Here is a 19613-nt window from a genome sequence, read left to right on the forward strand (position 1 = left end):
CTCCTCAGACGCGGTCAATGATCTTGTCGCCGAAAAGACCCTGGGGGCGAACAAGCAGGAACCCCAGCGCAAGGACGTAGGCAAACCAGTTCTCGATGCCGCCGCCCACGGTGGGCCCGAGGTAGATTTCCGACAGCTTTTCGCCAACGCCGATGATCAGCCCGCCGACGATGGCGCCGGGCACCGAGGTCAGGCCGCCGAGGATCACCACCGGGAAGGCCTTCAGCGCGACCATGGAGATGGAGAACTGCACGCCCAGCTTGCTGCCCCAGATGATGCCGGCCACCAGTGCCACCACGCCGCCCACGGCCCAGACGATGACCCAGATGCGCGCCAGCGGAATGCCGATGGACTGGGCGGCCTGGTGGTCGTCGGCCACCGCGCGCAGCGCGCGGCCGGTGCGGGTCTTCTGGAAGAACAACGTCAGCGTGGCGACCAGCAGCGCGGCGATCAGCGCCGAATACAGGTCTTCCTTGTTCAGCAGCAGGCCGCCGGGGAAGGTGTTCTCCAGCACGAACATCGGGTCCTTCGGCAGGCCCACGTCGATCTTGTAGGTGGCGCTGCCAAACAGCAGCTGGCCGGCGCCATCGAGGAAGTAGCTGATGCCCAGCGTGGCCATCAGCAGCGTGATGGCCGGCTGGTTCACCAGGCCGCGCAGCGCCAGCCGCTCCACCAGCCAGGCCACCACGATCATGCAGGCCACGCTGGCGATGAGCGCCAGCAGGTTGGCCAGGATCAGGCTCTCGAAGCCGAACCACTGCGGGAACCATTCGGAGAAGCGCGCCATCGCCAGCGCTGCGAACAGCACCATCGCACCCTGTGCAAAGTTGAAGACGCCAGAGGCCTTGAAGATCAGCACAAAGCCCAGCGCGACCAGCGCGTACAGCATGCCGGCCATCAGCCCGCCGAACACCGTTTCCAGAAAAAACCCCATCTCGATGTTCCTTTCAGGCTGCGGCGCGTTGGTCGGCCAGCGGCGGGGTGACAGGCGATGTGGCGCGTGGAGCCGCAGCGGGCGGCGCGGCGTCCGTGCCCAGGTAGGCTCGGATGACTTCGGGGTTGGCGCGCACCTCGGCCGGCGTGCCGTCGCCGATCTTCTTGCCGTAGTCCAGCACCACCACGCGGTCGCAGAGGTCCATCACCACGCCGATGTCGTGTTCGATCAGCACGATGGTGGTGCCGAATTCGTCGTTCACATCCAGGATGAAGCGGCACATGTCCTGTTTCTCCTCGACGTTCATGCCGGCCATCGGCTCGTCCAGCAGCAGCACGCTGGGTTCCATCGCCAGCGCGCGGCCCAGGTCCACGCGTTTTTGCAGGCCGTAGGGCAACTGGCCGACGGGCGTCTTGCGGAAGGCCTGGATTTCCAGGAAGTCGATGATGCGTTCGACCGCTTCTCGCTGCGCGATCTCTTCCTTCAGCGCCGGCCCCCAGCGCAGCGCCTGCAGCAGCAGCGGGCTTTTCATGCGCAGGTTGCGGCCTGTCATCAGGTTGTCCAGCACGCTCATGCCCTTGAACAAGGCCAGGTTCTGGAAAGTGCGGGCCACGCCCATCTCGGCCACCTGGCGCGAGTTCATGTGGCTGAAGGTCTGGCCGCGGAAGGTGATCTGGCCCTCCTGCGGCGTGTAGACGCCGTTGATGCAGTTCAGCATCGAGCTCTTGCCGGCACCGTTCGGGCCGATGATGGCGCGGATCTCGTGCTCGCGCACATTGAAGCTGATGTCGCTCAGCGCCTTGACGCCGCCAAAGCGCAGGCTGATGTGCTGCACGTCGAGGATGACCTCGCCGGCGGCCGTTGAAGTCTTGCTGCTCATGTCATGCAGCCTTCCGTGAAGCGGCAGGGTAGGTCTGGGTGTCGGCGATCTGCAGCGTCGCGGCAATGCGGCCGCTGCGGCCGTCCTCGAAGGTCACCGCCGTCTCGATGTACTGTTGCTTCAGGCCGCCGTAGAGCGCGTCCACCAGCGGCGCGTACTTGCTGGCAATGAAGCTGCGCTTGACCTTGCGGGTGCGGGTCATCTCGCCGTCGTCGGCGTCCAGTTCCTTGTGCAGGACCAGGAAGCGATGGATCTGCGAGCCGGCCAGCAGCTCGTCGCGCGCCAGGTCGGCATTGACCTGCTGCACGCAGTCCTGGATCAGCGCGTAGACCTCGGGCTTCTGCGCCAGGTCGGTGTAGCCGGCGTAGGCCAGGTTGCGCCGCTCGGCCCAGTTGCCCACGGCCTCGAAGTCGATGTTGATGAAGGCGCAGACGCGGTCGCGGCCGTCGCCGAAGGCCACGGCCTCCTTGATGTGCGGGAAGAACTTCAGCTTGTTCTCCACATACTTGGGCGCGAACATCGCGCCGTCGAACGCGCCGCCCGCGAGGCGGCCAACGTCCTTCGCGCGGTCGATGATCTTCAGGTGGCCGCCGGCATCGAGGAAACCGGCGTCTCCGCTGCGGTACCAGCCGTCTGCCGTCATGACCTCGGCGGTGGCGGCCGGGTTCTTGTAGTAGCCGCGCAGCAGGCCAGGCGACTTGATCAGCACCTCGCCCTGTTCGGAGACCTTCAGCTCCACGCCGGCGATGGGCACGCCGACGGTGTCGGACCGCGCTTCATGGTCCGGCTGCAGGCAGACGAACACGGCGGTCTCGGTCGAGCCGTAAAGCTGCTTCAGGTTGATGCCAATGGCGCGGTAGAACGCGAACAGGTCCGGCCCGATGGCCTCGCCCGCGGTGTAGGCCACCCGCACGCGCGACAGGCCCAGCGTGTTGCGCAGCGGGCCGTAGATCAGCACATTGCCCAGTGCATAGCGGAGCCGGTCCAGCGCGCCGACGGGCTGGCCGTCCATCAGCGCAGTGCCCACGCGGCGGGCGAGTGCCATGAAGTGCTGGTACAGGCCGCGCTTGATCGCGCTGGCGTCTTCCATGCGAATGGTGACGGTGGTCAGCATCGCTTCGAAGATGCGCGGCGGCGCGAAATAGTAGGTCGGCCCGATCTCCTTCAGGTCGATGCTGACGGTGGCGGCCGACTCGGGGCAGTTCACCACGTAGCCGCAGGCCAGCCACTGCGCATAGCTGAAGATGTTCTGGCCAATCCAGGCCGGCGGCAGGTAGGCCAGCACTTCTTCGTGCTCGGTCAGCCTGTCGAAGGCCTGGCCGGCCGCGGCGCGGTCCAGCAGCGTGCGGTGGCTGTGCACCACGCCCTTGGGCTGGCCGGTGGTGCCGGAGGTGAAGAACATCGCGGCCACATCGTCGGGTTGGCCAAGCGCGATCTGCGCGTCCACGAAGGTTGGCTGGCCGGTATGGAAGTCTGCGCCTTCGGCCAGCAGTTGGTCCAGCGAGGCCAGGCCGGGCGCTTCGTAGCGGCGCAGGCCACGCGGGTCGTCGAACCAGATGCGCGCGAGCTGCGGGCACTGCGTGCGGATCTCCAGCAGCTTGTCGACCTGCTCCTGGTCCTCTACCACCGCAAACCCGATCTCGGCATTCACCAGCGGGAACACGAACTCGGCCGCCGCCGCGTCCTGGTAAAGCGGCACCGGCACCGCGCCCAGGGCCTGCGCGGCCAGCATGGTGGCGTAAAGCCGCGGCCGGTTGTCGCCGATCACGGCCAGGTGCTGGCCACGCTGCAGGCCTGCTGCGGCCAGGCCCGCGGCCAGCAGGCGCACGCGCTCGGCCAGTGCGCCCCAGGAGGTGGTTTGCCAGATGCCGTATTCCTTTTCGCGCAGCGCCGGGTCCTGCGGTCGAGCGGCGGCGTGTAGCAGCAGCAGGCGCACAAACGTCGTGTCCAAGGGCGAGTCTCCGGTGGCTGTTTGCGCCGGATGCTAGGGCCGGCTTTGACGCCATGTTGTCGGTTCAACGACAATCTACGGGTCTGTCCGGGGCGGACTTTCCCGCGGCTTGCTGGCAATGTCGGGGCACATGAACGTCGCCTTAACTCTCCAGCATTCCGGCCCAGCGGCGCCCTCGCTCTACCAGCGCTCGCGGCGCGCACACGAGGCCGAGCTGGCCACCATTCCGTGGCTGGCGCTCTTGAGCGGCGAGGACCAGGCACTCGTGAAACCCGAGGTCCGCGTCGTCACGGCGGAGCCGGGCGACCTGATCTGCCGTCTCGGCAAGGCGCCCACCTATTGGTTCGGCCTGGTGGAAGGCCTTCTGAAGATGAGCAACGACGGCAGCCATGGCCCCATCGTCACTTTTGCAGGCCTGCCGCCGGGCGCCTGGTTTGGCGAGGGCACGCTGCTCAAGCGCGAGCCCTACCGCTACAACGTGGAGGCGCTGCGCCAGAGCGCGGTGGCCGGCCTGCCGATCGATGCCTTCCACGACCTGCTGGGCCGCAGCATCGCTTTCAACCGCTTCGTGCTGAACCAGCTCAACGAGCGCCTGGGCCAGTTCATCCTGGCCCGCGAGACGGACCGCCTTAACGACCCCGATTCGCGCGTGGCGCGCAACCTTGCCGCGCTGTTCCACCCGGTGCTCTACCCGGGCGTGGGCCAGTTGCTGCGCATCACCCAGCAGGAACTGGCCTACCTGGTCGGCCTGTCGCGCCAGCGGGTCAACGAGGCGCTGCGCTCGCTGCAGGGCGCGCAGCTGATCCAGATCGAATACGGGGGCTTGCGGGTGCTGAACCTGGAAGGGCTGAGGCGCTATCCGGTGCCACCTGCGGGCAGCCAATAGCCAGCATTCTGGCCGGCACTTTCAGTGCGTTAACGCCACGGCAGCCTGGCCGTGTGTCGCTCGGATCCGCTTCTCCTCGGCCAGCGCCTCGTGGGCGGATTCGCCGAGCGCGCGCTGGCAGTCGGCGAAGCTGCGCAGTGCGTCCGCAAGCGCCAGGCTGCGCGCGGCGTCGTACTCGGCGCGGTGCAGCTTGACGGCCTGCTCCAGCACGGGCCTCGCTTCGGCTGCGCGGTGTTGCGCCAGCAGGGCTTGCCCGAGCACCAGCGTGGCCAGCGCTTCGTGGTCCCGCTGGTAGTCGGCGGATTGGCCTTGCGCGATCTTTTCAAGCGCCTGCCGGGCCAGCCGCTCGGCATCGGCGGCGTTGCCCGCGGCCATCTGCAGCCATGCCGATTCAGCCTGTGCAGCCACTGTCTCGGAAGGCGCCGGGTCCTTCGGCAGCTTCTTGTCGGCGCGCGCTTGCTGGTACTCGGCCAGCGCCTGCCGGCCTTGCCCTTGTGCGACCAGCAGGCGCCGATGCGCCGCGCGGATGAAGCTACCCGCCTGGTAGTTGGCCTTGGTGGCGATGTCCTGCGCCTGCTGGATGGCGGCTTGCGCCTCGTCGAAGCGGCCGAGGTCGGTCAGCCCCCGTGCCCGGAAGCTCAGGAGCGGCACGGCGAAGTCGGGTGCATCCTTCATCCGGTCGCCGAGCTTGAACGCCTGATCCACGTCGGCCAGGCCTTCTTCGGTCCGGCCCAGGGCGATCAGGATCCTGCCGTGCGCAGCCACCATCATCGGCTTGGCCAGGCCCATCTGAAGCTCGCCGGCGAGGCCGAAGCGGTAGGCCGGCTCGACGACGGCCAGGCTTTCGTGGAAGCGGCCTGTGTCGTAGAGGAAGTTGGCGAAGGTCGCCTCGGTGAAATGGACCTGTCCGGGCGCCGCGGCCGTCCGGTGCCCGATCTCCAGGCTGTGCAGGAAGCTCGCCCGGGCCTGGTCGTAGGCGCCGAGCGCGCGCTGCACGTTGCCCAGCGTGATGTAGGCGGTGAACAACTGGCTGGCACCGAACTCTGGATGGGCTTCACCCAGCGTGATCGCTTCGGTCAGCGCGTCGCGCGCCTGTTCGTTGTGGCCGACGTAGGAAGCATTCTGGCCCAGCCACTGCAGGGCCAGCCCGAGGTCGGCGGTGGGCGGGCCGCGCCGCGCGATGGCGACCGCCCGGGCCGCAGCCGCCTCGCCATGCGCCGGGTCCAGGCGGGCGTCCAGCGCGGCCTGCCGCAGCTCGATGCGAAACCGTGCCTGCGAGCTGTCGTCATGGCGGGCGTCGAGGATGGCGGCGCCGTCCTTCAGCAGCAGCTGTGCCTCTTCGCGATGCTCCTGCTGGGTCAGTGCGGCAGCCGTGTCGGCCATCGCCAGCACGGTGTCGTCGCTCTCGGGGCCGGTCAGCTCGCGCGCCAGCGCCAGCCGTTTGCGGCAAAGCGCGAGCTGCTGTTCTTCGAGCTGCATGTCCTCGGACATGGACGCCAGGATCTTCAGCAGCCGCAGGCGCGCAAATGGCGCGTCGTGCAGCTCGGTGTCAATGCGCTGGGCGCCGCGGTTCAGCAGTTCGCTTGCCGTGGTGTTGCGGGCCTTGGCGGGGTCGGCCTGGTCGGCGCTGTTGGCGGTGAACACGCTTTCGAGGAACTGCTGCACGGCGCGCGCGGCATCCGCCTCGTTGCGCGCGAGCCGCGCCTGCCAGACCGAGACCGAGGCGCCCGCCACCAGCGCCACCGCGACCAGGCTTCCCGCGGCCACTTGCAGCCGGTAGCGGCCGACGAACTTGGCGAAGCGGTACGACAGCCGGTCCGGCCGGGCCTCCACCGGTTCGCCCGCCAGGTGCCGCCGCAGGTCCTGCGCAAACGCGTCCATCGTCGCGTAGCGCTGCGCGGGCTGCTTCTTCAGCGCCTTGTGCAGGATGGCGTCCAGGTCGCCCTTGAGCTGCCGGGCCAGCGTTGGCGTGTCAGCCACCTGGCTGGCCAGCGCGGGTTCGACGGAGGCGATGGCCTCCTCCAGTTGCGCCGCGCTCGCGCGCTTGAGGCGGTACGGGCGGCCGCCGGCCAGCAACTCGAAGGCGACCACCGCTGCGCTGTAGATGTCGCTGGCTGTGCCCAGCGGCTCGCCGGCGATCTGCTCGGGGCTCGCGTAGTCCGGCGTCAGCGCGCGGCCGTGGGCGGCGGTCAGCCCGGTTTCCTGCGTTGCTTCGCCGGCCTGCAGCAGCTTGGCGATGCCGAAGTCCAGCAGCTTCACCTGGCCGTCGTTCGTGACGAGGATGTTGCTGGGCTTCAGGTCGCGGTGCACCACCAGCTTGGCGTGGGCGTGGGCGACAGCCGCCATCACCTGCAGCAGCAGGGCGATGCGTTCGCGCAGCGGCAGCGCGCGCTCGCGGCACCAGGCATCGATCGGCTCGCCGTCGATCAGCTCCATGGCCAGGTAGGGCCGCCCCTGGGCATCGGCCCCGGCGTCGTAGAGGCGGGCGATGTGCGTGTGTTCGAGCGAGGCGAGGATCTCGCGCTCGCGGGCCAGGCGTTCGGCAAAGGCATCGCCCCAGACGGCCCGCGGCAGCTTCAGCGCGACCTGCCGCTTCATCAAACCGTCGGCGCGCTCGGCGATCCAGACGGCGCCCATCCCGCCGAGCGCGAGCCGTTCCACCAGCCGGTACGGGCCCACGCTGCCGCCAGGCGCCAGGCCTTCGCCCGCGTCGGCCGGCATGGCGTGCAAGGCCGGCGGCTTGGCCAGGAAGTCGCCCGACTCGATCTTCGACTGCCCGGCGAGCAGCGCATGCAGCGCTTCGCGGTGGTCGGCGTCCGCGCCTGACAAGCCGGCCAGCCACGCTTCGCGCCGCGCCGGCGGCAGCGACAGCGCTTCGTCGAGCAGTCCGCTGATGGCAGCCCAGTTGGACGAGAACTTGTCGAGCTTTTTCATCGCGTCTTTCCCGCGGGGGCGATCAGCTTTCGCCTGACGTGTGCCGGGTCAACCGGTTCAGCCAGGGCGTGAGGCACAGCAGCAGCAGTCCTGCGCCGATGGAGCTGCCGTAGAGGAACACGAAAGGCGGGATGCCGCTGCCCGCGAGCAGGCCTTCGAGCGAGCCGGCCAGGTAGTTGGCCACGCCGGTGGCCGCCATCCAGCAGCCCATCAGCAGGCCGGCCAGGTGGCGCGGCGCCAGGCGCGAGGTGAGCGACAGGCCGACCGGCGACAGCATCAGCTCGCCCAGCGTGTGCAGCACGTACACGACCACCAGCCACAGCGGGCCGACATGGCCGAAGGCCTGCGCGCGCTGCTGTGCAATCGCCATCACGACGAAACCCAGGCCCAGCGTGATCATGCCCAGCGCCATCTTGGCCGGGTCCGGCAGTGCGTAGCGCGAGCGGTCCAGCCGGGTCCAGAGCGCAGCGAAGGCGGGCGCCAGCAGGATGATGGTCAGCGGGTTGACGAGCTGGAACCAGGTCGCCGGGATCTCCCAGCCGAAGAGATGGCGGTCGGTCTGCTCGTCGGCAAACAGCGTCATCGTGCCGCCGGTCTGCTCGTAGCCCAGCCAGAAGAAGATCACGAAAAAGACGATCACCGCGATGGCCAGCACGCGCTGGCGTTCAAGCGAGCTGAGGGCCGGCCGGGCGGTTGCAGCGCCACGCTGGCGCCGGCCGCTGAACCACAGCACCAGCACCACCGCGGCCACGCCCAGCACCAGCTGCAGCCCCATCGGCACGCCGCTGAGCAGCCTTGACACCTGCATCACCGCCAGCACCAGCAGCAGGCTGCCCACGCAGAAGGCCAGCACCAGCGGCAGGTGCTGGCGCGTCACGCCGGTCTGGTCCTCGCGCAGCCCGGCGCGGCCCAGCAGCGGCTGCAGCCACAGCATGGCCACCAGGCCCAGCGCCATGCCCACGCCGGCGCTGGCAAAGCCCCAGTGCCAGCCATAGACCTCGCCCAGCGTGCCCGCGCCCAGCGGCGCCAGCAGCGAGCCGACGTTCACCGCCATGTAGAAGATCGTGTAGCCGCCGGCGCGGCGTGGATCGTCCGGGCCGTCGTACAGCAGGCCGACCATGGACGAGGTGTTGGCCTTGAACAGCCCGTTGCCGACCACCAGCAGCCCGAGTGCGATGAACAGCAGCGGCTCGAAGGCCATGGCGAAATGGCCCAGCATCATCACCGTGGAGCCGATGATGGAGGTCAGCCGCGCGCCCAGCCAGCGGTCCGCGATGTAGCCGCCCAACAGCGGCGTCAGGTAGACCAGCCCGGTGTAGAGCCCGTACAGGCTCAGCGCCTCGGCGCGCGGGTAGCCCAGTGCCTTGGTGAGGTAGAGCACCAGCAGCAGCCGCATGCCGTAGTAGCTGTAGCGCTCCCACATCTCGGTCAGGAAGATGACCTTCAGGCCGGGTGGGTGGCGCACGGGTTCGGCGCTGGCGGGCAAGGTGGTGTTCAAGGTGCGGGTGGGCTGAACGTGGAGGTGACCGGGCGCCGAGTTGGCGCGGCCGCATTGTCGCCCTGGCCGGCCACTGCGCGGCCTGTGCCGCCGAGGCGACGGTTCGTCGCAAGCAGCTGTAGTGCCAGGGGCTGGTGGCCGAACATGCAGGCATCGAATCCAGTTGCAGGTGCCTCCGCCATGACCCGCTCCACTCCGTTCCGCTCCCCCCGCACTTCCGCATTTCGCCCGCTGCGCCTGCTGGCCATCGTGGGCACATCGATCTTGAGCCTGGCCCTGGTGGGCACCACGCTGGCCTGGGCCGAAGGCTTCAAGGCCGGGCTGTCCATCGACGAAGCCGCCACGCCGGCCGACATCGGGCTGCCGCTCTACCCCGGTGCCAAGCCCTGGACCGAGAAGAACGACGAAAAGGATTCGGCGCAGATCCGCCTGTGGGGCGGCAGCTTCGGCTTCACGCTGGCCGCCGGCCAGTTCCTCAGCAGCGACCCGCCAGACCGCGTCGCCGCGTTCTACCGCGACGCATTGGCCAAGAAGGGCACGGTGCTGGACTGCGGCCAGCCCGGCCAGGTCGACACACCCCTGCCCAAGGCCAGCGGCAGCGACGACGTGCTGCGCTGCAAGAACGACAAACCCAAGCCCGGCGGCCGGCTGCTGAAAGCCGGCCTGTCCAGCCGCCAGTTCCAGGTCAGCCTGGAGCCCGGGCCGGACGGCAAGGGCACGCGCATCGGGCTGGTGCGGCTCGAAGCGAAAGGCTTCGAACCTTGAGTCACCCAAGTGGCAGGCCGCATCGGCCGCCGTCCGTATCATCGGCGCCGTGTCTGTCTGCACCAAGCGCCGCGCCGATGAGCTGGGACCTGCCCGATCCGTTCACCCTTGAAGTCGTCCCGCAGCCGCAGGACATCGACGGCCTGGACCACACCAACAACGCCGTCTACGTGCAGTGGTGCGAGCGGGTGGGCTGGGCGCACTCCGAGCACCTGGGCCTGAGCCTGGCCGACTACCGCCGGCTGGACCGCGCGATGGCCATCCGCCACGGCCACTACGACTACCTGCTGCCGTCCTCGCAGGGCGAAGCCTTGCAGATCGCCACCTGGCTGACGGCCAGCGACGGCAAGCTGGCGATGGAACGCCGCTTCCAGCTGCGCCGCACCCGCGACGGGCAGACGCTGATGCGTGGCCGCTGGGACCTGATCTGCATCGAGATCAGCAGCGGCAAGCCGCGCCGCATGCCGCCGGAGTTCGTCGCGGCGTATCAGGCCGCGGTGGTGCCCATTGACTGATGCACAGTGAGGCCGCGGGCGCTGCGGATCACAATCTGGTCAACACGGCAGGCTTGGCCTCATGGTCGACCTTCCTTCAGACATTACTGTGGAGTCAGCAGATAGGTATGCCAGCTGCCAGTCCACCCGTCATAGGCGAGGCCGATGATCTTGCCGCTGTCATCGATCCCCACAGCGCTCTTCAATACCCAGCCGTGCTGCCGCTTCTTGTCACTGATCTTGGTGTTGAGATCGATAATCTTGCCGCCCTGCCAGAGCATCGCCCGGTCTTCCCAGGTCTTGGTCACGGCATGACCGACGATGGCGCCTTTGCTGTTGATTGCCAAGGCTTCTGCATCGTCATCGTCCAATGCTCCCAATGAAATCAACGAGCCGTCTAGCCATGTCACAGCGTACATACCGGTCCGGTTCGCACCCTGTGACCAGCCCGCGATCTGACCACTAGCGTTCACCGACGTTGCGGATGACGATGCGTTTTCACCCAGGGCGCCAAGATCTTCTGGTTGAGCGTCGATCCATCTTGTCGCATGCGAAAAGCCATCGCTCATTGAGCAGTTGCCGACGATCACGCCACTGTCGGAGATTGCCGCAGCTGTCGATTGGAATCCACTGGGCAACATGGCCAAGTCAATCACTTTGCCGTTTTTCCATAAGACGGCATGGCTTCTGTCATCGGCGGAGTTGTTAGGGTCGATGCGATGGCTATAGCCGACGATCAGCCCCTTCTTGTTGATACCGGTTGCTGCGGTACTAGCTGTGGGATCAAGTGGCTTGAGACGTGTCGTGGTTCCATCTGTGTTCCAGACGACGGGAAGATCGACGCCGTCAACCGTGTCGCTGAACTTTCCAACAATTTGCCCTGCGGCATTCACGCTCAGGGCGGCGCTATGGTTGCCAATGGATGACAAGGCTATTGCCTGGCCATTGATCCATTTAATCGCCAGCCCAAATGGAGACGATGACTGACCTACGACAACGCCTTGCTTGTTGAAGCCACCCGGAACGGGATAGCCAAGCATCGAATCAGGGTAGTCATCCAAAATGGTCAGCGAATAGGTAGAGGCCGCATGCGCAATGCTGCAAGTCGCGACATAGGCTGCTGTCGCGATCAAAAAAAAGTTCTTCATGATCGATCGGCGCCCTCCGCGCCTTCTTGGTATTGAAAGCGAACTGATTCTGGCGGATCCGGCCAGCTTGTTCCACTGATGTTCCTAGGGGGAACTGGTACGAGATTGGACACGCCTGCCGCCACATGGCCGGACGGCACATGCGGCGCTGCGCCCTCGACGTGGCCGGTCTGGTCGTCGAAGAAGAAATCGGGTTCGAATTCGCGCAGGAACGGGCCTTTGGTGAGGCCGCCGAGGAAGAAGGCTTCGTCGATCTCGACGCCCCAGGCCATCAGCGTGCGGATGGCGCGTTCGTGGGCCGGGGAACCGCGGGCGGTGACCAGGGCGGTGCGCAGCGTCATGCCAGTGTCTTCGGCGCTGGCGCGCAGGCGGTGCAGGGCGTCCAGCAGCGGCTTGAACGGGCCGGCGGCCAGCGGGGTTTGCGCCTGTTCGACCTCATGGTCCTGGAAGGCTTGAAGCCCACCGCGCTGGAAGACCTGCTCGGATTCGTCGGAGAACAGCACGGCGTCGCCGTCGAAGGCGATGCGCAGTTCGGTGGGGTGCGCGGCCGAGGCGCGCGCGGCCTGTGGCAGCACACGCGCGGCCGGCACGCCGGCGGCCAGGGCCTGGCGCACGTCGGCCTCGTTGGCCGACAGGAACAGGTGGGCGCCGAGCGGGCGCAGGTAGCGCCAGGGACTGGCGCCGCGGGTGAAGGCACCGCGCTCAATGCCCAGGCCGTAGTGCTGCGCCGAGCGGAACACGCGCAGCCCCGAGGCCGGGTCGTTGCGCGACAGGATCACCACCTCCACCAGCGGCTGCGCGCCACGGTTGAAGTCCAGCAGCTTCTGCACCAGCGAAAAGGCCACGCCGTGCGCGGCTGGCTGGTCCAGCAGCTTGAGCTGCAGGTCCATGTAGGCGCGGTCGTCGCCGTCCTCGAAGACCTGGTTTTCCTGCTCGAAGTCGAACAGCGCGCGGGAAGAGATCGCGACGACGAGGCGGTTGTCGAGGGAGGCCGGCATGGGCTCAGCGCAGTCCGGTCACGGTGGACGGCGGGCGGGGTGTCGTGTCTTTGGGCGGCTGCTTCATCAGCGCCATCGCGGTGCCGATCAGGCCTGCCACTTCGCTCATGTTGCCGGGCACGATCATCGTGTTGTTCTTCTGCGCCAGCTGGGCATAGGCCTCGACCGCCTTCTCCGCCACCTTCAGCTGCACCGCCTGCTCGCCGCCGGGCGACTGGATGGCTTCGGCCACCTGGCGGATGGCCTTGGCGGTGGCCTCGGCCACCGCGACGATGGCGGCGGCCTCGCCCTGGGCCTTGTTGATCTCGGCCTGGCGCTGGCCCTCGGAGCGGGCGATGAAGGCCTCGCGCTCGCCGGTGGCAATGTTGATCTGCTCCTGCTTGCGGCCTTCGGAGGCGGCGATCAGCGCGCGCTTCTCGCGCTCGGCGGTGATCTGCGCCTGCATCGAATGCAGGATGGCGGCTGGCGGCGTCAGGTCCTTGATCTCGTAGCGCAGCACCTTCACGCCCCAGTTGGCCGCGGCCTCGTCCAGCGAGGCGACGACCGCGAGGTTGATGTGGTCGCGTTCCTCGAAGGTCTTGTCCAGTTCCATCTTGCCGATCACCGAGCGCAGCAGCGTCTGCGCCAGCTGGGTGATGGCGAAGATGTAGTTGCTGGAACCATAGCTGGCGCGCATCGGGTCGGTCACCTGGAAGTAGATGATGCCGTCGACCTGCAGCTGGGTGTTGTCCTTTGTGATGCAGACCTGGCTTGGCACATCAAGAGGAACCTCTTTGAGGGAGTGCTTGTAGGCGACCTTCTCGATGAAGGGCGTGACGAAGGCCAGCCCAGGGGTCAGCGTGCGGTCGTACTTGCCGAGTTTTTCGACCACCCAGGCGTTCTGCTGCGGCACGATCTTGATGGTCTTGATGATGAAGACGATGGCCACGACGGCCAGCACGAGTGCGATTTCCATGGGCGCTTTCAGAGGGTTGGGGTTGCCGCCGCGGGCAGCGGGCTGAGCACCAGCCAGTTGGCTTCGACGGCGCTGATGCGGTGTGGGCCGGGGGCGGCATGCGCCCCTTCGGCCAGCCTGGCCTGCCACTGGGTGCCGCGGTAGTTCACGCGGGCGCTGCGGTCGGCGCCCCAGGCATCGACCTGGACCTGGTTGCCGATGTCGAGGTTGACATCGCGGTTGTGCGAGGGCGCGGGGGCCTGGCGCTGGCGCCCGCGGTGGCGGTGCCACAGCGCGGTGGCGCCCAGCCCGAGCAGGGTCGCGGCCAGCCACTGCGGGCCGGCGGCCAGCCCGGCCAGCGCCGCCAGCGCGCCGCCCGCCGCGCCCAGCGCCAGCATCAGCAGGTAGAAGGTGCCGGTGGCCAGTTCCAGGGCCACCAGGGCCCCGGCGGCCACCCACCACCAGGTCGAAACGGAGAAGTCCATCGGTTCATCCTCTGCCGACGCTTGGCCGGCAGCTCAGTGTAGGCCCGCGGGTGGGTCGGGTCTGTGGCCTTGGGCACCCGCCGGCCAGCACAGCCTGAGGGCCTCGATGCCCAGCATCGCCAGCAGGCTCCAGCCGAACACCGGCAGGGCCCAGGCCAGCGCCGCCATCAGCGGCCACAGCCACAGCGGCGCCTGGCGCAGCTGCCGGCGCTGCAGCGTGGGGGCTGCCAGCTGGCCCCGCGGGCGGCGCAGCCACCACATGGCCAGGCCGGAGACCACCGAGAACACCGCGGCCAGCGCCGTCAGCACCAGCAAGACCTGGTTCCACAGGCCGAACTCGCCACGATGGAAGGGAATGCCCACCGCGGTGGCACGCGAGAGCAGCGGCAGCTGGTCCCAGCCGCTCTGGAACAGCGGCGCGCCGCTGCGTGCGTCCAGCACCAGGTTGAAGCGGGCGGTGGGCTGGCTGCGGTCCTGGTTCTCGACGCGCCAGGTGCCGGTGTCGCCCGCCGGAGGGCTGATCTGCAGGCGGACGTCCGGCGCCAGCGCACGGGCCCGGTCCCAGGCGGCCTGCCAGCTCAGCATCGGCCCGTTGCCGGGGGCCGACTGCAGCGCCTTGGGCGGGCGTGGGCTGTCCTGTCCCAGCTGCTGCTGCAAGGCGCTGAACCTTGCGCCACTGTGGCGTGACCAGGTCAGGCCGGTGACCAGCACCACCGCCAGCACGCCGCCCAGCGCCAGCGCGACGACGGCATGCAGGTCGCGCCAGGTCGCGCGGCCTCGGTCCCAGCGCGGCCTGAGTGCGCGCCAGCCCGGGCCACCGCGGGCCTGCGAGCGCGGCCACCACATGACGGTGCCGGTGGCCATCAGCACCAGCATCCAGCTGGCGCCCAGCTCCATCAGCCAGCGCCAGCCGTCGCCCAGCAGCGCACTGGCATGCAGCTTCTTGGCCCAGGTTCTGAAGCGGGCCAGTTCGGGCAGGCTGCCCAGCACCTGGCCGGTGGCCGGGTTCACATAGACCAGCACGCCGTCGGGCAGGCCGTGATGGTCCGGCCCGTCCGCCATCGCGTGATGCTCATGCGGCTGGCGGGGAGGATTCAGCACGACCTGGGTGCTGTCGTCCGCGGCATGCGGCGGTATCACCTGGCGCAGCGTGCTGCCGGGCTGGCTGGCCAGCGCGGCCTGCACCTGGGCGTCCAGCGCCAGTGGCTGTGCGGCCGGGGCCACGTGGTCCAGTGCCGCGTAGCGCCAGGCTTCGATCTGCGGCGACAGCACGTAGAGCAGCCCGGTGAGCGAGGCGAACAGCACGATGGGCGCGCACAGCAGGCCGGCCCAGAAATGCAGGCGCCAGAAGATGCGCTGCAGCGCGGCGTTGTTCATGGTGGGGGCGCTCACAAGCTGAAGCGCAGCTCGGCGAAGAGCGTGCGGCCGGGGTAGGGGTGGGACTGGTAGGCCGGCTGGTCGGCGACGTTGTTGACGCCCAGCGCCAGTTCCAGCTGCGGGCTGAAGCGGTAGGCGCTGCGCAGGTCCAGCTGGCGCACCTGCGACACGCCGCCATACACGTTGGGGTTCACATCCAGGTTGTAGGCGTCGTTGTAGGCCCGGCCTTCGTAGCGCCAGCTGACCGCGAGCAACCAATGCGCCTCGGGCCGCCAGCTGGCCTGCAGCGTGGCGCGCTGGCGCGGCACCCGCAGCCAGCTTTTGCCGACCATGGCCGGGTCGTTGCGGTTGGCGGTCACCTTGCTCTGGAAGTTGTGGGCGAAGCTGGCGTCCAGCGCCAGGCCGCTGAGCCACAGGTCCTGGGCCGACCAGGCCAGCTCCACGCCCTGGGTCTTCACCCGGTCCACGTTCTGCACGCAGGTGTAGCTGCTGGCGCCGGTGGCGGTGGTCTTGCAGACGGCGGCGTCGCTGGTGCTCTGGCGCAGGATGGCGTTTTTCACGGCGTCGCGGAACAGCGAAACACGCAGGCGCTGGTGCTCCCATTCCTGCTCGGCGCTGAGCTCCATCGCGTCCGAGGTTTCGGCCTGCAGGTTCGGGTCCGACAGGGTCTGGCTGGTGGCGGTGACGGTGCCGTTGTAGAGCTCTTCCACGTTCGGAAAGCGCACGCCGCGGCCCAGGCTCAGCTTGAGCAGCAGGCTGTCGCTGGCCTGGTAGGCCAGGGCGGCCTTGGGCGAGTGGCCGCGCAGGCTGCGGTCGTCATAGGGCACGCTCATGCCGCTGGCGAGCTGGCTGCCGTCGTAGGCCTTGAACCACTCCTCGCGCCAGCCCAGCGTGAGCTTCCAGTCGTCGGCCAGGCGCCAGCCGTCTTGCGCATACAGCGCGGTGACGGAAGTGCGGCCCTGGTAGTCCTGCGAGCGCGTGCCTTCATCGCTGCGCCAGTCGCCATCGGCGCCGACATTGGCCACCGCGTTGTCCAGGTGGTAGGTGTTGCGGTGCAGGCCGAATGCCAGGCTGTGGCGGCCGGCGGTCCAGTCGTCGGCGCTGGGGGTCCAGGTGGCCTGGGCTTCGGCCGTCTGCCAGCCGGTGCCGTCGCGCCGCGTGACGCTGCCGGCGCCGCCCTGAGCGGCGACCGGGTCGGGATTGTTCGCCTGGCGTGCGGCGTCGTCCAGGATGCGGTAGCTCGACAGCACCAGCGAGGCATTCCAGCCCGGCCCGCGCCGCGTCTTCAGGCTGGCGCCCAGTTGCTGGTGCAGCTCGGTACGGTTGGCCGGCGCGAAGCTGGCGAGCGGGATGCTGAAGCTGTTGCTGCCGTCGGTCACCACGCCGGACCAGACGGTGGCGCCGCTGGCGTCGCGCAGAAAGCTCTGGTCGCGGGTGTGGGTGTCGTTGTGCCACCAGCTGGCCATGGCGCTGGCCTCCAGCGTGGCGCTCAGCTTCTGGCCGGCCCGCAGGTTCAGCGTGTCCTGCACGGTGTGGTCGATGGCGCCGGCGTTGGCGCCGAACACCGCGCGGCGCAAGCCCTTGGGTTCCGTGTCGTAGACGATGCCGGTGACCCGCGTGGCCGTGCCGCTGGTGGCCGGGAAGCTGCCGTTGGCGGCGGCGGTCACGGTCGCGTACTGCATGGGCTGCGAGGTGGCGTCCTGGTGATTCAGGTCCGCGCTCAGCCACAGGCCGCTGGCCAGCGCCTGGCCCAGGTGCAGCGAGAGCTGGCCGCTGCCGAAGTTGTCCGCGTGGCCGTACTGGCTGAAGCGCTGCTGGCTGCCGATGAGCCGGCCCGAAGCCTCGAAGCCCTTGGGCACGCGCTGGCTGACGCTGACGGTGCTGCCGATCGAGTTGCCCGGCAGCAGCGCCGAGTAGGGGCCGTAAAGCATGTCCACCCGGGCTATGGCCTCGGGCGAGACCATGTTCCAGCGCGGCGCGTCGAAACGGCCCAGGAAGTTGCTGATCAGGTAGCCGTCCAGGTAGACCAGCGCGCGGGACGGCTGCAGCGTGCCGAAGCTGCGGCCGGCGAGCAGCGCGTTGCGGTCGCCCAGGTAACGCTTGCGTACCGTCGTGTTGGGCATGTACTGCAGTGCGTCTTCGGGGTTAAACAGGTTCTGCTCGCGCAGCTGTTCGGCCGTCTTGCTGGCGGTGGCGCTGGGCAGGCTGGCGGGCAGGCCGGTGTGTGAGGCAGTGCCGGTGACGACGATCACCGGCGTGAGCTCGGCATCGCTGGCAACACCCTGGGCCAGGGCTTGGGTGCAGGGGGCTGCGAACGCGGCAGCCCAGGCCAGCAGGTGCAGGGCGACGCCAGGCGGCGCCTGCAGCTGGATCGGCAGGGAGGGGAATGGCATGGTTGAACAGTGATCGGGCAGGCCGGTGCTGGCACGGGGTGGCGCAGGTGCGGCTTGCGGATGGCAGGGCGCCGCCGGGTCGCGGCGCGGTGGCCGGACCCGGGTCAGCAGGAAGGTGGGAGGGCGCGCCGGAGCGCGTCAGGCCGGCAGCGGCGGGGCGTGCAGGCGTGCGCCAAGCCAGCGCAGCAGCGGGTCCGGCCGGCGCGTGGGCCGGGGGACGGGCGGGGCAGGGTCAGGCCGCGCACGGCCCGGCAGCAGCCAGCCCAGCACCGCCAGCAGCAGCATCGCGCCGCCCAGCATGCCGCCGAGTGCACAGTGATCGTGCGCAGTGTTGCTGGTGTGCTGCGCCGGACCGGCGCTGAGGTTTCCGTGTTCCAGGGCCGCCGTGCCGTCGGCGCCCGAAGGCGTCAACGCGATGGTGCGCATGCCGTACACCGAGCAGACCTCGACCAGTTCCACGCCGCGGTGGTGGGCCGCGGCGATCGCGATCAGCGGCACCGCCAACTTGAGCAGGCACAGCGCCGCCAGCCACCAGCACCAGGTGGCGAGGTGGAGGCGATGCGAGCGCAGGCAGCAGGCCATGAGGCCCGCATTATGTGGGTGGGCGGTGCGGCTTTGGCCGCCTCGCGTTCAGTGCACGAAACCCATGCGGTTCTTGTTGCCTGAAGCGTTGGGCAGGTCTTTTTCCAGCAGCGTGCCGCGGCCGTCCAGCCTGGCGTTGCCGAAGGCGGTCATCCAGGCGCGGCGCATTTCGCGTGGCGCCATGTCGGCCAGGCGGTCCAGCACGGCGGTGGACGGTGTCTCGTCAAAGCGCTCGCCCCAGGCATGGGCGCCGCGGATGGACGCATACAGCCGGCTGGCGATGGCGCGCGCCGCGGCGGCGTCCGGCATCTGCACCTCGAACACGTTCATGCGGTTCAGGATGGGCTCGGGGATGGCGCGCTCGTCGTTGGCGGTGGCGACCCAGATGACCTGGCTGGCGTCGATCGGCACTTCGGCGAATTCGTCGGTGAAGCTGTGCGCGGTGTCGTGCTCCAGCAGGCCGTAGAGCGCGCCCAGCGGGTCGTAGGCATGTTCGCCGCGGGCCTTGTCGATCTCGTCGACCACCATCACCGGGTTGGCGTAGTTGCCGTCCACCAGGGTCTCGAAGACCTTGCCGGGCCGCGCGCCTTTCCACTGGCTGGAGGCGCCGGAGAGCACCCAGCCGGCGGTCAGCGAGCTCATCGACAGGAAGCCCATGCCGGTGCCCAGCAGCTGGGCGATCTCGCGTGCGAAATGGGTCTTGCCAACGCCCGGCGGGCCGAGCAGCAGCATGGGCGTGATCTCCAGCGCGTCGCGGCTGTCCTCGCACAGCGCGAGCTGGCGGCGCACGGCGTCCAGCACCCCGTGGAAGTTGGGCAGTTCGTCGTAGAGGTGGCCCATGGCCGGCAGGCCGGAAGGCTTGACCTGGAAACGCTCGGGCCCTTTTTCGAGCATGCGCTCGTAGGTGGAGCGCAGCGTTTCGTGTTCCCGGTCGGGCAGCTTGTGCAGCCGCTGCTGCACCTCGGCGACGCGGTACAGGCTGCGCATGCGGGCAATCGGAATTGCGCCGCTGCCGACCGAAACGAGCTCGTGAGATGTGGACATCAGACCTCCATCCAGGCAATCACCGGCTTGAAACGAGAGGGCCGGCAACTGCATTGCAGCAAATGACCTGCCCGGGCCAGCGCCGGATCAGCGGCGCAAAACCAGGGCTGATCGGGCTCAAGCAAATCGCGAGCCTGCCGGCCAGCTCGCGGCTGGTGCTGACGGGGCCGCTGCAAGAGACCTCATGACAAGTTCGGTGAATTGGCGGCTTCCAGGCGGCTTATCCGGCGCTTGAAACGAGGGGAGTCGCCGAAGAATTCACGCTTCTCCGTTGCTCGCTCGGATCCGCGCCTGGCCGCTGCCATCGCCC

At 68.6% G+C, this 19613-nt stretch carries 15 protein-coding genes and 1 pseudogene; 3 read left to right on the forward strand and 13 right to left on the reverse strand.

All coding sequences use genetic code 11. The features are described 5' to 3' along the window. Positions 1–4: 4 nt before the first annotated feature. The 3 genes and pseudogenes from LRH25_RS03595 to LRH25_RS03605 all read right to left on the reverse strand — a co-directional run bounded on the left by LRH25_RS03595 (position 5) and on the right by LRH25_RS03605 (position 3765). Complete coding sequence (locus LRH25_RS03595) at positions 5–934, reverse strand: branched-chain amino acid ABC transporter permease (RefSeq protein WP_141287733.1); 930 nt, start codon at positions 932–934, stop codon at positions 5–7. Between the two features lie 94 nt (positions 935–1028). Further along, positions 1029–1814: pseudogene (locus tag LRH25_RS03600) on the reverse strand (ABC transporter ATP-binding protein); the annotation flags it as partial. Position 1815: 1 nt separating this feature from the next. Beyond that, a complete protein-coding gene (locus tag LRH25_RS03605) occupies positions 1816–3765 on the reverse strand; it encodes an AMP-dependent synthetase/ligase (RefSeq protein ID WP_141287735.1) in 1950 nt (649 codons plus the stop codon). Positions 3766–3895: 130 nt separating this feature from the next. Between LRH25_RS03605 and LRH25_RS03610 the strand changes: the two genes are divergently transcribed. Next, positions 3896–4651, forward strand: a complete 756-nt coding sequence (locus tag LRH25_RS03610; RefSeq protein ID WP_141287736.1) for a Crp/Fnr family transcriptional regulator — start codon at positions 3896–3898, stop codon at positions 4649–4651. A 21-nt stretch (positions 4652–4672) separates the two neighbouring features. Here the strand turns inward: LRH25_RS03610 and LRH25_RS03615 are convergent, their stop codons facing one another. Together LRH25_RS03615 and LRH25_RS03620 are read right to left on the reverse strand one after the other, a co-directional pair. Further along, on the reverse strand, positions 4673–7585 hold the full coding sequence (locus LRH25_RS03615) for a protein kinase domain-containing protein (RefSeq protein ID WP_231010180.1): 2913 nt from the start codon (positions 7583–7585) through the stop codon (positions 4673–4675). A 22-nt stretch (positions 7586–7607) separates the two neighbouring features. Next, positions 7608–9083, reverse strand: coding sequence for a peptide MFS transporter (locus tag LRH25_RS03620; protein WP_231010181.1), 1476 nt, complete (start codon positions 9081–9083; stop codon positions 7608–7610). 180 nt (positions 9084–9263) lie between these two features. On the opposite strand from LRH25_RS03620, the gene LRH25_RS03625 reads away from it, so the two are divergent. Further along, complete coding sequence (locus LRH25_RS03625) at positions 9264–9848, forward strand: hypothetical protein (protein WP_170201065.1); 585 nt, start codon at positions 9264–9266, stop codon at positions 9846–9848. Between the two features lie 77 nt (positions 9849–9925). Next, positions 9926–10363, forward strand: coding sequence for an acyl-CoA thioesterase (locus LRH25_RS03630; protein ID WP_211361563.1), 438 nt, complete (start codon positions 9926–9928; stop codon positions 10361–10363). Between the two features lie 83 nt (positions 10364–10446). Here the strand turns inward: LRH25_RS03630 and LRH25_RS03635 are convergent, their stop codons facing one another. The 8 genes from LRH25_RS03635 to LRH25_RS03670 all read right to left on the reverse strand — a co-directional run bounded on the left by LRH25_RS03635 (position 10447) and on the right by LRH25_RS03670 (position 19303). Next, a complete protein-coding gene (locus tag LRH25_RS03635) occupies positions 10447–11490 on the reverse strand; it encodes a DUF3466 family protein (RefSeq protein ID WP_141290273.1) in 1044 nt (347 codons plus the stop codon). After that, positions 11487–12488 (reverse strand): 5'-nucleotidase, encoded by a 1002-nt coding sequence (locus tag LRH25_RS03640; protein WP_231010182.1) that lies wholly within the window; start codon positions 12486–12488, stop codon positions 11487–11489. The genes LRH25_RS03635 and LRH25_RS03640 overlap by 4 nt, the downstream gene beginning before the upstream one ends. A gap of 4 nt (positions 12489–12492) precedes the next feature. Beyond that, the gene (locus LRH25_RS03645; protein ID WP_141291402.1) at positions 12493–13443 is read right to left on the reverse strand and encodes an SPFH domain-containing protein; all 951 of its coding nucleotides are present in this window, start codon (positions 13441–13443) and stop codon (positions 12493–12495) included. A gap of 8 nt (positions 13444–13451) precedes the next feature. Continuing rightward, on the reverse strand, positions 13452–13907 hold the full coding sequence (locus tag LRH25_RS03650) for an NfeD family protein (protein WP_231010183.1): 456 nt from the start codon (positions 13905–13907) through the stop codon (positions 13452–13454). Positions 13908–13940: 33 nt separating this feature from the next. After that, the gene (locus tag LRH25_RS03655; protein ID WP_231010184.1) at positions 13941–15284 is read right to left on the reverse strand and encodes a PepSY-associated TM helix domain-containing protein; all 1344 of its coding nucleotides are present in this window, start codon (positions 15282–15284) and stop codon (positions 13941–13943) included. 11 nt (positions 15285–15295) lie between these two features. After that, a complete protein-coding gene (locus tag LRH25_RS03660) occupies positions 15296–17677 on the reverse strand; it encodes a TonB-dependent receptor (RefSeq protein ID WP_231010185.1) in 2382 nt (793 codons plus the stop codon). Positions 17678–17815: 138 nt separating this feature from the next. Next, positions 17816–18259: a DUF2946 family protein gene (locus tag LRH25_RS03665; protein ID WP_231010186.1), complete on the reverse strand. Its 444-nt coding sequence runs from the start codon at positions 18257–18259 to the stop codon at positions 17816–17818. A gap of 48 nt (positions 18260–18307) precedes the next feature. Then, the gene (locus LRH25_RS03670; RefSeq protein WP_141289996.1) at positions 18308–19303 is read right to left on the reverse strand and encodes an AAA family ATPase; all 996 of its coding nucleotides are present in this window, start codon (positions 19301–19303) and stop codon (positions 18308–18310) included. Positions 19304–19613 lie beyond the last annotated feature (310 nt).

The sequence above is a fragment of the Ideonella azotifigens genome, from assembly GCF_021043325.1.
Lineage (GTDB): Bacteria > Pseudomonadota > Gammaproteobacteria > Burkholderiales > Burkholderiaceae_C > Ideonella > Ideonella azotifigens.